Below are 14890 nucleotides of genomic sequence, written 5' to 3' on the forward strand. Positions count from 1 at the left end.
TTGGCCCGACCTTGCGAAGGAAGTCGCGCCTCACAGTTCCCCGCGGGGAACTTGACTGGCCCACGCGATGCAACGGCGCCAACGGTCATTCGCCGCCTTGCCACACGCGGTCGATCTCCGCGGCGTTTGGTCGCCGTAGCCGGACTGCCGACCCGCCGGATCGGCCGCGCCTGTCGGTTCGTGCAGGACCACCGCCGTCTTGGCGCAAAAACTGTGCTTGCCACTCCGCTGACCTTGAGACGGCGCCGGCCACCTCCCGCCCCTGGATTGAACTTCGGCGCTCAGGCTGATCGAATTCGCCTCACAAAGTTTACCGGCTGTGATCTGGCAAGCATTGAATTTGGCCCCTTCATAGGCCATCAAGCGGGGTGGCGGTCCGTCCTTGACATTTCGGCGTCGCCCGATTGTTCCCCGCGGGGAACTCCCTGCCGCATGCGACGCAATGGCCCCAACCCCATGCCGGGTCGAATGCCGGTTGCCACAAGCGAATGCGGCGCGATCAGTCGAGCGACCGAACGCGTCACTGGCCTGGAGACGGCATCGTCCACGATCCATCTCTGGATTGAACGCCGCGTCCGGCGTATGGAATTCGCCTGACGGAGCTTCCAGATCGTCATCTGGCAAGCATCAGGTCTGGGCGCCTTTGCAGCCAGTCGCAACGCGTTAAAACTTGCGGTGACGCCTCTCTCCGGCGCTCCCTGCTTGGCCTTTCGACGTCGCCCGATTGCTTCCCGCGGCAAACACCTTTCTGGACACGGTTGGCTCCGCAAGACACGGGCCAACAGCAGTTCCCGGCGGGGAACACCCCGATTTGCCGCCGAATGCGAATCGGGATACTCCTTTAACTACGCAAAAAAAGCGAATTATCGTATTTCGTCGAAACAACAGCCCGGTTAATCCCGTGTTAACCAACTCGGCGCTTAGGTTTGAAACGAATTGAGGGAAGAATCGTGACCCGGCACTTAAGCAGCCTCGACTTCATGCAGAGTTTCTCCAGCAAACTCGAGCTCGCCTTGCAAAATCTGTCGATGGCACAATACCCACCAGACGCACGCAGGGAAATGCGAAAATTTGCCTCGTCGGAAGTCGCGGCACTTCTTGATGTCTCGGAGGCCTATATCAGGCAGATTGTCGTGAAGGAGAAGGGGCCCGCACCCGAGACGACATCCAACGGCCGTCGAATGTACACGCTCGACCAAATTCTCGAGCTCCGGATGTCACTTGCTGAAAAAGGTCGCAAGAAGTGGATGAACCCCCGCCGGATCGATGGCGAGGAGTGCCAGATCATTGCTGTCACCAATTTCAAGGGCGGATCGAGCAAGACGTCGACCACGATCCATCTTGGCCATTATCTGGCGCTCAAGGGCTATCGCGTCCTGGCAGTGGATCTAGACCCTCAGGCGTCGCTGACCAGCCTGCACGGCAGCCTGCCGGACTTTAATCCTCGGGAAGACGAGACGCTCTATGCTGCAATCCGGTTCGACGAACCGAAGCCAACCAGGTCCCTCATCCACACGACTCATATCGCCGGCTTCGACGTCATCTGTGCCGGACTCGACCTAACTGAATTCGAGACCGCCGTGGCACTGGAAATGCGCAAGCACGGCGGCACCAGCTTTTTGTTGCGGGTCTCGCAAGCATTGGAGCAGGTGGCTGGCGACTACGACGTGATCCTGATGGATTCTGCGCCGTCGCTTAACTTCCTTACGCTGTCGTCGCTGACCGCCGCGACAGGCGTCATCATTCCGGTGCCGGCTCATATGCTGGACGTTGACTCGACCGGGAAATTCCTCGAACTCGCTTCGTCCTACATGCAGATCCTCAGTGACATGGGCGCTGCCGCAGAGTGGGACTTTGCCAAGTTCCTGGTCACGAAGTTCGAACCAAACGACCATCCGCAGGCCAACATGACGGCATTGATGCGCCAGGTGTTTGGTGAAGACCTGTTGTTGAACATGGTGTCAAAGTCGACAGCCGTGGCCGACGCACTGACGTGGAAGCAAAGCCTCTATGAGGTACAGCGCTCGCGCTTCTCCGCGCCCAAGACCTATGATCGCGCGATGGAGTCGATCAATGCGTCGAACGCGGAGATTGAGAAATTACTCTGTGCAGCATGGGGGCGTGAATGAGCCGCAAAGACTCGCGTGGCATGTTTGCCAATGTACTCGGCCAGCTTGACCAACAGGCGGCCGCAACTCAGCCGTCGGCCAAGACGACATCCCCGCACCTGTTGAAGGTCGCCGCCGGTGTGCGCCAGATACAGGAAAAAGGCGAAGTTCTCGATCGCCTGTTGAAGGACGGCGACCACATCATCGAAGTCGATCCGAACGATGTGGCCCCGTCACCGATTCCTGATCGTTTTGACGGATCTTACGATGATGCTGCGATCGAAGACATTGTCGCATCGATCAACGAGCGGGGACAGATCGTACCCGGCTTGATCAGGCCACATGCAGCCGGTAGCCAGTCCTATCAAATCGTGTTCGGACGCCGCCGATTGGCAGCCGTCAAAGCCCTTGGTCTCAAGTTTCGCGCTATCGTTCGCGATCTGAGCGACGAACAGGCAATCGTTTTCCAAGGCGAAGAAAACACCAACCGGAACGATCTCTCATTTATCGAAAAGTGCGCTTTCGCGTTCTCGCAAGAGCAGGCGGGATACAAGCGCGACGTCATCTGTGCATCGCTCTCGACCGGCAAGTCGCACATATCGGAAATGCTGAGCATAGCATCGACGGTCCCGCGCGCCACCCTCCTCGCAATCGGAGCGGCGCCCGATATTGGCCGACGTCGATGGATCGAATTCGTTGAGGTATTTGCGGGGCGCCCTGATGCCGCAGAGTGCATCCAGCAGGCGCTCTCTGCCGTCCCCCCTGCAGTTGGAACGGATCGCTTTGCAATCGCGCTTGGTGCCCTAAAAACCGAAGCGCCTCGGGCACCCGCTGCTGATGCCGATGTCACGCAACCCACCGAGATCCGTGCAAACGGGTTCCTGTTGGCAACTGTCAGCTATCCAAAATCGGGTCCACGCATCAACTTTACCAAGTCGGTGCCGACAAGTTTCGTCGAATTTCTGAATGATCGCATGGAGACGCTACACGGCGAATTCCTGCAGTCGATAGACCACAAGCGCAAAGGATAACACCGCAAAAGAAAAAAGCTCCCGAACGTTGCCGTCGCGGAAGCCCTTCTCATTGGTTTAGCAGCTAGAGAATCGCACTTCCGGGAATCACTGTCAAGAGTCTTGGCGTCGTTTTGGCGAGTAGAATTCTTTTGCCTTGAAGAAGGTGAAGGTAATGGAAGGTCAAGTTGTAACGACGCCGTTCGGGCGGCGGGCGATGACGTTTGGCATGCTCGCAGTCCAGGTAAAGACCCGGGACATCAAACCGGGACGTACTATCGACAAATGGAAATTGTATCGCGCCCTTTGTGAAGCCAAGCCGCTCATCGGGGTCACCGATCGTGCGCTTGCGGTTTTGAACGCGCTGTTGAGTTTCTATCCAACCGCCGAGCTTTCGGAGGCCACCGGGCTCGTGGTGTTCCCGTCCAACGCTCAGCTGTCGATGCGATCACACGGCATGGCCGAGCAGACAATCCGACGGCATCTTGCGGCATTGGTCGAAGCAGGCCTGGTGACCCGCAAGGACAGCCCGAACGGCAAGCGCTATGCACGCAAGAGCAAGGCAGGCGAAATCCGGGAGGCATTCGGCTTCTCCCTTGCACCGCTTTTGGCGCGTGCCGACGAGATCGAGCACCTTGCCTCTAGGGTCGTTGCCGAACGTTTGCACGTGCAGGATCTACGCGAACGCATCAGCCTTTGCCGCCGCGACATATCCAAGTTGATCGAGGCAGCGATCGCGGAACGTCTCACAGGGGACTGGACGCTTACATTCAACCATTTCCGCAACCTCGTGGAGGGGATTCCGCGCTCACCAACAACGGCGCAGCTGGAGACTGCGTTGGATGCCATCACCATTCTTCGCCAGGAGGTGCTTAACCAACTGGAGAAACAACTTAAATTTGGAAATCAGAGCGCCAATCCCTGTCAGAATGAGCGCCACATACAGAATTCTAATCCCGAATCTATTTTTGATCTTGGATCGGGTATCGAAATGAATGAGGGCATGCTGTCGAATGAACAGTCGGATCCACAGTCCGTGTCGACAACTGACAACAACGGCGACGACACAAGCGACGAGAGCAAGCTGGAGCAACCACGCCATGTGGCCCCGGGCGCCGCGACCGTTGGCGATCGTGAGCTGAAATCCTTTCCGCTTGGGCTTGTTCTTCAGGCTTGCCCTGAAATCGCAGCCTATGGACCGGGAGGGATCATTCGAAACTGGCGAGATCTGATGACCGCAGCGATTGTCGTGAAATCAATGCTGGGCGTTAGCCCCTCGGCCTACCAGGACGCCTGCATGGCCATGGGACCGACCAATGCGGCAACCGTCATGGCCTGCATTCTGGAACGCGCGGAGCAGATCAACTCGGCGGGCGGTTACCTGCGCGACCTTACGCGCCGAACTGAACGAGGCGAGTTTGCCATCGGGCCAATGCTGATGTCGCTGGTCCGGACGAATGTGGTACAGACGACACGCACCGGCTGAGGTCACGGGAGTGCGGCGGCGTGTTCGGCATTCGATGAGCTCCTGCGACCTAATCTGGTGGCAGCCGGCTTGTGGGATGAGTAGCTTCCAGGCGCGCGCAGAAACCCGTTGGCCGGGCGACGGAATGGACATGGTGAAGCTCCTCCATGCGTGCCCTTGTCGCTGTGAGACAAGGCGCGGCGGCAGGGATTTGCAGTCGCCCCGCCGAACATAAAGGCGCGCACGTCGTCAAGCATGATTGGAAGCCTGCGAGTGACAAAAGCAAACGTGCAGTTTGCTTCACTATGAGAAGAATATTTTGTGAGATCAAGGTCTTGCGCTTGGGGAGATTTCTATCTCCAGACCTCATCGACAAGCCGGCTTCACCACCCTCGCCCGTATCGATCTCGCTTAAAAGACCGAGGTCAAAGTCGCGCTTTACAAACGATACGACAGGATGAGGGGTCATGCAACAGCCTCGCATGCACTGATTTTTCTGCTTTGGGCCAAAAGGAGAACCGACTTTTCTTTAATCTACAATCTTTATAGACAATATTGCCGGCATGGAACTTGGTTCGCTGAAAGGAAATCGAATGTCGGCTCCGAAACTCGTCGGCCTTGCGGGCAGCTTTAATCGCCCGTCTAAGACCTATGCATTGGTACAGCACGTGGCGGATCTGGCCGGGGGAAAGTACGGCTTCGATAGTACGATCTACGACCTTGCCGATCTCGGCGCGTCATTGGGTCAGGCGCAGTGGCGCAGAGATCTTGACGATACCGCAAAGCGCGTCATCGACGACATCGTCAGTGCAGACGCATTGATCATCGGTTCTCCGACCTACAAGGGATCCTATCCCGGCCTGTTCAAGCATCTGATCGACCTCATCGATCCGCACGAGCTTCGCGCCAAGCCGATCATCATCACCGCAACAGGCGGCGGTGATCGCCATGCCCTGATGGTCGAGCATCAGCTGCGGCCGCTATTTGGCTTCTTCATGGCCCACACCCTGCCCACGGCGGTCTATGCGTCGGACCGTGATTTCACCGACTACAAGGTCGCGTCCGACCCTCTATCCAGTCGCATCCACGAGGTGGTCGGTGAACTGGCGGCATTCTTTCCGGCGAAACGGGCGGTTCTTGCGGCTGCTGAATGACACGACGCAAGTGACATAGACGCGGGATTTCCCCTCGCAAATTATCCCAAGGCCCTATCGCACCACGCGTCGTTAAAGTGATAGCGTGCGAAAAAAGCAGACCGCCGGAGGATGATATGACGAAGAGAACGCTTGATGATTGGCGGGCGCTTGCCGAAAAAGAGCTGCGCTCTTCCCCCGAAGCGCTCGCCTGGAACACTCCCGAGGGCATCGACGTCAAACCGCTTTACACCGAGAGCGATGTCGAGGGCCTCGATCACCTGGGGTCGATGCCGGGCCTTGCGCCGTTCACGCGTGGCCCACGTGCCACGATGTATGCCGGCCGCCCCTGGACGATACGGCAATATGCGGGATTCTCAACCGCGGAAGCCTCCAATGCTTTTTACCGCAAGGCGCTCGCTGCCGGCCAGCAGGGCGTCTCGGTCGCCTTCGATCTCGCCACCCACCGCGGCTATGACAGTGACCACCCCCGCGTGGTCGGCGATGTTGGCAAGGCGGGCGTGGCGATCGACAGCGTCGAGGACATGAAGATCCTGTTCGACGGCATCCCGCTGGAAAAGGTCTCGGTGTCGATGACGATGAACGGCGCGGTCATTCCGATCCTCGCAAACTTCATCGTTGCCGGTGAGGAACAGGGGGTGCCACGCGCCGCGCTTTCGGGAACCATCCAGAACGACATCCTCAAGGAGTTCATGGTCCGCAACACCTATATCTATCCGCCGGAGCCCTCGATGCGGATCGTTGCCGACATCATCGAATACACGGCCCGCGAGATGGAGAAGTTCAACTCCATCTCGATCTCCGGCTACCATATGCAGGAGGCCGGCGCGACGCTGGTGCAGGAACTTGCCTTCACGCTTGCCGACGGGCGAGAGTATGTTCGCGCCGCGATCGCCAAGGGGCTTGATGTCGACGCGTTTGCCGGCCGTCTCTCCTTCTTCTTTGCGATCGGCATGAACTTCTTCATGGAGGCGGCAAAGCTGCGCGCCGCGCGGTTCCTGTGGACCCGCATCATGCAAGAGTTCCGACCCCAGAAGACCTCGTCGCTGATGCTGCGCACGCATTGCCAGACTTCGGGCGTGTCGCTGCAGGAGCAAGATCCCTATAACAACATTGTCCGCACCGCCTTCGAGGCGATGTCGGCCGTGCTTGGCGGCACGCAGTCGCTGCACACCAATTCCTTCGACGAGGCAATCGCGCTGCCGACTGAGTTTTCGGCCCGCATCGCCCGGAACACGCAGCTGATCCTGCAGCACGAGACGGGCGTCACCAAGGTGGTCGATCCGCTGGCGGGCTCCTACTATGTCGAGAGCCTGACGAAGGAGCTCGCCGACAAGGCCTGGGCGCTGATCGAGGAAGTCGAGGCCCTCGGCGGCATGACCAAGGCCGTCCACGAGGGATTGCCGAAGCGGCTGATCGAGGAAGCGGCGACACGCCGGCAGGCAGCAGTCGATAAAGGCGAAGAGGTGATCGTCGGGGTCAACAAATACCGGCTGGAGAACGAGCAGCCGATCGACACGCTGGAGATTGACAACACTGCGGTCAGAGCAGCGCAGATCAGGCGGCTCGAAGAAACAAAGCGCCGGCGCGACGGCGAGTTGGTACGCCAGGCCCTCGACGTGATTGCGCGCGTGGCAGAAAGCGGCAAAGGCAATCTTCTTGAGGCAGCTGTCGAAGCCGCCCGGGCACGGGCAACGGTCGGCGAGATTTCCGACGCGATGCGAAGCGTCTTTGGGGACCATGCCGCAACACCGGAGGTGATCAAGGAAGTTTATGGCGAGGCCTACCGTGACGAGCCGGAGATGGCAGTTCTGAAAACCCGCATCGCGGATGTCGGCGCGGCGCTCGGCCGCCGGCCGAAGGTCATGGTCGCCAAGCTCGGCCAGGACGGCCATGACAGAGGCGCCAAGGTCATCGCCTCGGCATTCGGCGATATCGGCTTTGACGTGCTTGCCGGTCCGCTGTTCCAGACGCCGGAGGAGGCTGCCGCTCTGGCGGTTGCCAGCAAGGTGAACGTCGTCGGCATCTCCTCGCTTGCAGCAGGCCACAAGACTCTGGCACCGCAGCTGATCGCGGCGCTGAAGGCCAGCGGCGCCGAAGACATCATCGTCGTCGTCGGCGGAGTAATTCCACGCCAGGACTACCAGTTCCTCGTCGAACACGGCGTTGCCGCTGTCTTCGGACCCGGCACCAACGTCATCGAGGCGGCAAATTCGGTGCTGGATCTGCTGGAAGGAAAGCGGCGGAACAACTGACGGCCCGGTTGCGGCTGTGGCGCCCCTGGCGTTCCAGTGGTGGATGCCACGAGATGAAGCGATATCTCGCTTGCCTAGTCGGTTTTAAATTAGGATAAGCAACGATCTGCATTGCGAAGCCACCTGCAATGCACATGGGTGGAACGGCAAACTCGGATCACCTTGGCCGTTCCAAGAAGAGCGACACATGCCCGTTCCGACCGGCTGTGAGGGGCGAAATGCGCGCTCCTCCGCTATGAAAATCGAAGGCTCGTCAAAACAAGCGCTTATGAAAATTAATTTCATAGTTTCAACTTTTTGCGTGATTCGTGTTGACGAGTTCGAATTTTTGTCCCAACTTGACGAAAATAAATTACGTAAATGGGAACGAGAGCAGCATGAAAGTGGGAATTATCGGGCTAGGTTTCCGGCTCGGCTACCTTGGCTATGTTTTCAAGTCTGTCGATGAAAGCTTCGAGATCGTCGGTTATGTCGATCCCGAGCCGGCGGGACTTCCTGGCCTGGTTGAACAGGGCATTTCCGCAGGCAAGGCTTATGCGTCTCCCCAAGAGCTGATCGCCGGCGAGAAACTCGATCTGCTGATGATCGGGTCGCCGAACCACATGCATCTCGACCATATCCGGCTCGGCCTTGAGGCTGGCCTGAAGGTGTTCTGCGAAAAGCCGATCGTGACAACGATTGCCGAGAGCATCGAGCTTGCCCGCCTGATGGCGAAGTTCGGGCACGAGCGCCTGATGGTCGGCCTCGTGCTGCGCTATTCGCCGCTCTATAAGGATCTGCGCGCCATTCAGGGCGCCGGCACGCTTGGCCAGATCGTCTCGATCGAGGCGGCGGAACATATCGAGCCTTATCATGGCGCGTTCTTCATGCGCGACTGGCGCCGCTACGAGCGTTATTCCGGCAGCTTCATGCTGGAAAAGTGCTGCCACGATCTCGACCTCTATAACGGCGTTGTCGGAGCGCGGCCCGAGCGCGTTGCAAGCTTCGGAGGCCGCAAGAGCTTCACGCCGGTAAACGATCCCGCCCGCGAAGGTATCAACGACCTTGAACTGTTCCATCGCAAGCCAAGCGGCTGGATGGGCTCCGAGAAGGTTTTCGACAGCGACGCCGATATCATCGACTACCAGGTCGCGATCGTCGAATATGCCAACGGCGTCGGCATGAACTTCCACACCAATCTGAACGTTCCGGACCAGTTCCGTCGCTTTGCCATCATGGGCTCGCGCGGCATGGCCGAGGGCGATTTCGTTCGCGGCTATCTGGATGTCCATGAGCAGCTGACCGGCAAGAAGGTGGTCGAGAACAAGTACGTGGCGACCGAGCTTTCTCAGCACTACGGCGCCGACGAACAGATGGCCGCCGACCTGCTCGACAGCGTACGCACCGGGACAGAGCTTCCGGTCTCGACGCTCAATGCCCTTGAGGCCGGCATACTTGCCCTGTCGATGGACGAAGCCCGGATCAAGAAAACGATCGTCGACCTGCGCCCGGTTTGGGACAGCTTCGACGAGGCCCTTCACGCAAGAGCGGCTTGAGGAGGGCGGCAGGATGAACGTTCAACGAAGCAACCTCATCTTCGCCTGGATATTGCTCTTCCCGGCCGTCCTCTATGTCGCGGTGATTGTCGCCTACCCGCTGGTCGATACATTCATCCTCTCCTTCACCGACGCGTCGCTGAAGAAGGTGACGAATTGGGTCGGCTGGATAAACTATCAGAAGATCTTCAACGAGACCTTCGCGGAAGTCATCATCCGTACCTTCGTATGGACGTTCTTCTCCGTCTCCATCAAGATGATCATCGGCGTCTTCGGCGCGACGATGCTGAATTCCGCGGTGCCTGGCAGGGCACTCTTCCGTGTCCTCACTATGCCGCCCTGGATTGTCCCCATGGCGATCGGCATCTTCATGTGGGGCTGGATGTACAATGGCCAGTTCGGGATGATTTCCGGCATGCTGCAGCGCTTTGGCCTGGCGGATGCTCCGGTCGCGTTTCTCGCGCAGGGTTCCACGGCCTTCTGGGCGACGATCATCACCGACGTCTGGATCGGCGTTCCCATGGTCACGCTCTATATGCTAGCCGCCATGCAGGCGATCCCGCAGGATCTGTACGAAGCCGCCTGGACAGACGGGGCTGGCCGTCTATACCGCTTCCGTCGCATCACCATGCCGCTGATCGTGCCCTCGATGATCACCATGTCGATGCTGTCGCTGATCTCCACCTTCAACTCCTTCGACATCATCTGGATCCTCACGCGCGGTGGACCGAGCGGCGAAACGACGACGATGATCATCGACACCTACCGCACGGCCATCGGTTCGAACAAATACGGTGAAGGCGCCGCTCGGGCAGTGTTGATCTGCATCTTCCTGTCGATCTTCTGCGTCTGCTACTTCCGCCTGACCAGCCGCCTTTCTTCGGGAGACAAGCGATGAAACAGCCCCCTATGCTGATCAATCGGTACAAGTGGTATGAAATCATCGGCATCTATGCCGGGATCCTTTTGTTCCTCACATTTGTGCTTGCGCCGTTTGTTGAGGGCTTCCTCGTATCGCTGAAGCCGCTCAGCCAGCTCTTTTCATCGCCTTACCGTTTCATTCCCCAGAACGGCTCCTTCGAGGCCTACCGGACCATGTGGATCAGCGTGCCGGGCTTTGCGCGCTATATCTTCAACTCCTTCTTCATCTCGACCATCGTGACCGCTGTCGTTCTGGTTCTCGTCATCCCTGCCTCCTATGCCTTCGCGCGTTTTGAGTTTAAGGGCGCGGGGTTGTTGCTCGGTGCGTTCCTGGCGGTCAACATGTTTTCGGGCGCCGTCCTGCTCATCCCGCTCTTCCGGCTGATGCGCACGCTCGGCCTGCTCAATACCTATTTCGCGATCATGGTCCCCGGTGTGGCCTTCCTGATCCCCTCCGCGATCTGGCTGCTCAGAACCTACATGATGCGCATTCCGAGGGAATTGGACGAGGCGGCCTTCGTTGATGGCGCCAGCCATTTCTACACGCTGCGCCGTGTCATTCTGCCGATTGCCATGCCCGGCATCACGGTGGTTGCGATCACGACCTTCATTGGCTCCTACGCCCAGCAGTTCATCTTTGCGCTGACCTTCAATTCCAAATCCGAATTCGCGCCGTTGCCAGTCGGGCTCTTTGCCTACTTCGGCCGGCAGGAAGTTGTCTGGAACGAGCTGATGGCCGCAAGCTTCGTCGGCATTGCGCCTGCCATGATCGTGATCTTCTTCCTTCAAAAGTATCTCGTCAGCGGGCTGACCGCGGGCGCGGTGAAACAGTAAGCCAACCACCAGAGAAAAAACGGGAGCTATAAAAGTGACAATTCAACTCAAGACCGGGCTGATTGCCCTTGCCCTGCTCGGCTCCACCGCGCTCGGCACCATGACCGCTCACGCCGCTGACAAGGAGATCAGCTGGATCTATTGCGGCGACAAGATCGACCCCATTCATGAGAAGTACATCAAGGAGTGGGAAGGCAAGAACCCGGGCTGGAAGGTCACGCCTGAGGTTGTTGGCTGGGAGCAGTGCCAGGATAAGGCCACGACGCTCGCCGCTGCAGGCACGCCTGTCGGCATGGCCTATGTCGGCTCGCGCACGCTCAAGGAATTTGCCCAGAACGACCTGATCGTTCCTGTGCCGATGACCGACGAAGAGAAGAAGGCCTACTATCCGAACATCGTCGATACCGTTACCTTCGAAAACACCCAGTGGGGCGTGCCGGTTGCCTTCTCGACCAAGGCCCTCTACTGGAACAAGGACATCTTCAAGCAGGCTGGTCTCGACCCGGAAACACCGCCGAAGACCTGGGCTGAAGAAATCGCCGACGCCAAGCAGATCAAGGAAAAGACCGGCATTGCGGGCTACGGTCTGCCGGCCAAGACCTTCGACAACACGATGCACCAGTTCATGCATTGGGTTTACACCAACAACGGCAAGGTCATCGACGGCGACAAGATCGTCATAGACAGCCCTGAAGTTCTTGCAGCCCTCCAGGCTTACAAGGACATCACGCCCTATTCCGTCGAAGGTGCGACCGCCTACGAACAGAATGAAATTCGCGCCATCTTCCTCGACGGCAAGGTCGGCATGATCCAGGCAGGCTCTGGCGCTGCTGCCCGCCTCAAGGACACCAAGATCAACTGGGGCGTCGCACCGCTGCCGCTCGGTCCGTCGGCCAAGGGTGAGGGCACGCTGCTCATCACCGACAGCCTTGCAGTCTTCAAGGGCACGGGCGTAGAAGAAAAGGCAGCGGAATTTGCCAAGTTCATCACCTCTCCGGGCCCGCAGGGCGAGTACGAGCTCCAGGGCGGCGCAGGCCTGACGCCGCTGCGCCCATCGGCAAAGGTCGATGAATTCGTCAAGGCTGACCCGTCGTGGAAGCCGTTTATCGATGGTATCGCTTTTGGCGGTCCCGAGCCGCTGTTTACCGACTACAAGGGTTTCCAGAACTCGATCATCGAGATGGTTCAGTCCGTCGTGACAGGCAAGGCCCAGCCGGCTGATGCCATCAAGAAGGCTGCCGGCGAGATCGAAGCGTTCAAGTAGGCCCTTGTTGGGATCGCGGGCGCAACACCCGCGATCCTTTAATTATCGAGTGTAAGCGCCGCATGCGCCGGCGACCGGAGACAGGTTTTGGGACAGCTTTTTCTCAACAAGGTTCAGAAGTTCTACGGCGACTTCGAGGTTCTCAAGAGCGTTCAGCTCGAGGTGAAGAACGGCGAGTTCGTTGTTTTTGTGGGCCCCTCCGGCTGCGGCAAATCCACGCTTCTGCGAATGATTGCCGGCCTGGACGGGACGTCGGCCGGTGACATCGTCATCGACGGGCTGAGGGTCAACGATCTTCCGCCCGTCAAGCGCGGCATCGCCATGGTGTTCCAGTCCTATGCGCTCTATCCGCATATGAGCGTTTTCGAGAATATCGCCTTCCCGCTCCGCGTCGAAAAGATGGAAGAAGAAAAGCTCAAGGCCAAGGTCGAGCATGCCGCGCGCATTCTCCATCTGGATCAGCGCCTGCAGCAGAAGCCGGGCATGCTTTCAGGCGGTCAGCGCCAGCGCGTTGCCATCGGCCGTGCCATCGTGCGCGAACCGAAGATCTTCCTGTTCGACGAGCCGCTCTCAAACCTTGACGCCGCCTTGCGCGCCGACATGCGCATCGAGCTTGCCAAGCTGCATCGCCAGCTGAAGGCTACAATGATCTACGTCACGCACGATCAGGTCGAAGCGATGACAATGGCGGACCGAATCGTCGTGTTGAATGCCGGCGACATCGCCCAGACTGGCGCACCGTTGGAGCTCTATCACAAGCCTGCCAACATCTTCGTCGCCGGCTTTATCGGCAATCCGAAGATGAACTTCCTGCCAGTAACCTGCACAGCCGTCAGCGATGCCGGCGTGACGGTGGACTACAAGGGCCAGACGGTGACGATCCCGGTGACGCCACGAGACGGGGCTGTCGGCAAGATGCTTACGCTCGGCGTGCGGCCGGAGCATATCCATCTCAGCTCCGGCGATATCTCGCTGACGGTCGTGCCGAGCGTGATCGAGCGCCTTGGCGCGCAGACGGTCGCCTATGCTTCGCTCGATGGCGAAGGCGAGAATTTCTGCGCCACCCTTCCGGGCAGCATCGGCGTGAGACCGGAGCAGCCGCTCGCTGCCGGGATCAATGCCGCAGACTGCCATCTGTTTGACGGGGCCGGCATCGCTTTCGAACGGCATGTCGCGTTGACCGATATCGACATGAACCTGCTGAACCCGACGGCTGTCGCCTAGCTGCGTGCAGTCGAAATCACAGTCGATCAGCGACCGAAGAAGTTAAGGAATGGCGCATTGGCCGAGTAGGCGTATGCGCCCCGGTCGACGATGCCGAACCGATACATGCAGCCTCTCAGCGCGGTGACGTACAGCAGGCTGTTTGTATCGGTTGAGCCGCGCCGCACTGCTTCTGGTGCGCAATAGTGGTATGTACGGTTGTAGCGCTCCAGAAGGCGGTGGTCGGAATCGACCCTGACGCCATGATATGTCTGCCATTGGTACGGAGGCTCGGCGGCAGATATGCATGCCAGGCTCGCGGCTATTCCCAATGCCCACCAAACTCTCATTGACAGATCTCCCCAGCGTTACAGAAACTACGACGCATTCATGAAATGCACTCGCAACGCCGAACGTCAAGATGGCTCCGTCGAAGGAAGGTATTGGCGAAGGAACGTTTCGACCGGCGAATGATCATCCGGCCAGGCTGATTTGCCAGTATTGTGATTTGTTTGAAAGACGTCGGTACTGAAGCTGCAGGTCCTGGTGTCGTTCATATCTGCTTGCCGGGCTACGAACAGGCGTTGAACGACGTTGCCTTTTCGTAGCCCGTGCGTATCTCCGTATGAAATGCTCAACCCACGGGCAATGGGCCTCTGTTCGGCCGCTTGTTGTGCCTGGGCGATATCAGACCACAGGGGCAATGATTTGCGGTGGGAAACCGGTTCTTCAAGAACCGCCAAGTGCGGCGCGACAATCAGGATGAGACGCCGCATTGCCTCGCCTGAACTGCTCCCTGAGAATGGGTTATTGCCTCATCTAAATTGCTCCCGACGAATCAACCTCGGGAGCTGTGATGAGGAAGGTAAGCATGGCGACACGTACGGAATTGGTGGCTGCGATCAGTTGCCGCTATGCGTTAGGCGGGCGGGCCGAGAAAGCGAGGATGTTAGACGAGTTCGTGGCGCTCACGGGTTTTCATCGCAAGCATGCGATGCGACTGCTGCGAGGAGAACGCGAACCGGCGAAGGGTGGTCCTCGGCCAGGGCGCCGGGTTTACGGCGATGACGTGCGGGCAGCACTCGTCGTTGTTTGGGAGGCGTCGGATCGAATTTGCGGCAAGCGACTACACCCCCTGTTG

Annotated in this window: 12 protein-coding genes and 1 pseudogene; 11 read left to right on the forward strand and 2 right to left on the reverse strand. The window is 58.8% G+C overall.

What is annotated here, in order from left to right; genetic code table 11:
- Positions 1-950: 950 nt before the first annotated feature.
- The 10 genes from repA to AC1D2R_RS28735 all read left to right on the forward strand — a co-directional run bounded on the left by repA (position 951) and on the right by AC1D2R_RS28735 (position 13770).
- Entirely contained in the window at positions 951-2129 is a 1179-nt protein-coding gene (gene repA, locus AC1D2R_RS28690; RefSeq protein WP_477972770.1) for a plasmid partitioning protein RepA, read from the forward strand.
- Positions 2126-3139: a plasmid partitioning protein RepB gene (gene repB / locus AC1D2R_RS28695; RefSeq protein WP_477972772.1), complete on the forward strand. Its 1014-nt coding sequence runs from the start codon at positions 2126-2128 to the stop codon at positions 3137-3139. The genes repA and repB overlap by 4 nt, the downstream gene beginning before the upstream one ends.
- 154 nt (positions 3140-3293) lie before the next feature.
- A complete protein-coding gene (repC, locus tag AC1D2R_RS28700; protein ID WP_477972774.1) occupies positions 3294-4604 on the forward strand; it encodes a plasmid replication protein RepC in 1311 nt (436 codons plus the stop codon).
- A gap of 572 nt (positions 4605-5176) precedes the next feature.
- Positions 5177-5737 (forward strand): FMN reductase, encoded by a 561-nt coding sequence (gene msuE, locus AC1D2R_RS28705; RefSeq protein ID WP_477972776.1) that lies wholly within the window; start codon positions 5177-5179, stop codon positions 5735-5737.
- Between the two features lie 116 nt (positions 5738-5853).
- Positions 5854-7992, forward strand: coding sequence for a methylmalonyl-CoA mutase (gene scpA, locus AC1D2R_RS28710; protein ID WP_477972778.1), 2139 nt, complete (start codon positions 5854-5856; stop codon positions 7990-7992).
- 377 nt (positions 7993-8369) lie between these two features.
- A complete protein-coding gene (locus AC1D2R_RS28715; RefSeq protein WP_477972780.1) occupies positions 8370-9527 on the forward strand; it encodes a Gfo/Idh/MocA family protein in 1158 nt (385 codons plus the stop codon).
- Between the two features lie 13 nt (positions 9528-9540).
- Positions 9541-10425: a carbohydrate ABC transporter permease gene (locus AC1D2R_RS28720; RefSeq protein ID WP_477972782.1), complete on the forward strand. Its 885-nt coding sequence runs from the start codon at positions 9541-9543 to the stop codon at positions 10423-10425.
- Entirely contained in the window at positions 10422-11282 is an 861-nt protein-coding gene (locus tag AC1D2R_RS28725; protein ID WP_477972784.1) for a carbohydrate ABC transporter permease, read from the forward strand. Before AC1D2R_RS28720 ends, AC1D2R_RS28725 begins: the two co-directional genes overlap by 4 nt.
- A gap of 100 nt (positions 11283-11382) precedes the next feature.
- Positions 11383-12546, forward strand: coding sequence for an ABC transporter substrate-binding protein (locus AC1D2R_RS28730; protein WP_477972794.1), 1164 nt, complete (start codon positions 11383-11385; stop codon positions 12544-12546).
- A gap of 87 nt (positions 12547-12633) precedes the next feature.
- Complete coding sequence (locus tag AC1D2R_RS28735) at positions 12634-13770, forward strand: ABC transporter ATP-binding protein (protein ID WP_477972786.1); 1137 nt, start codon at positions 12634-12636, stop codon at positions 13768-13770.
- A gap of 26 nt (positions 13771-13796) precedes the next feature.
- On the opposite strand, the gene AC1D2R_RS28740 is transcribed toward AC1D2R_RS28735, so the two are convergent.
- Together AC1D2R_RS28740 and AC1D2R_RS28745 are read right to left on the reverse strand one after the other, a co-directional pair.
- Positions 13797-14099 carry a hypothetical protein gene (locus AC1D2R_RS28740; RefSeq protein WP_477972788.1) on the reverse strand — a complete coding sequence of 101 codons (303 nt, stop codon included), beginning with the start codon at positions 14097-14099 and terminating at the stop codon, positions 13797-13799.
- A 66-nt stretch (positions 14100-14165) separates the two neighbouring features.
- Positions 14166-14525, reverse strand: a complete 360-nt coding sequence (locus AC1D2R_RS28745) for a hypothetical protein (RefSeq protein ID WP_477972790.1) — start codon at positions 14523-14525, stop codon at positions 14166-14168.
- An 80-nt stretch (positions 14526-14605) separates the two neighbouring features.
- Between AC1D2R_RS28745 and AC1D2R_RS28750 the strand changes: the two are divergent.
- Positions 14606-14890: pseudogene (locus tag AC1D2R_RS28750) on the forward strand (transposase); the annotation flags it as partial.

It is taken from the genome of Rhizobium sp. P1_C7, from assembly GCF_056406295.1.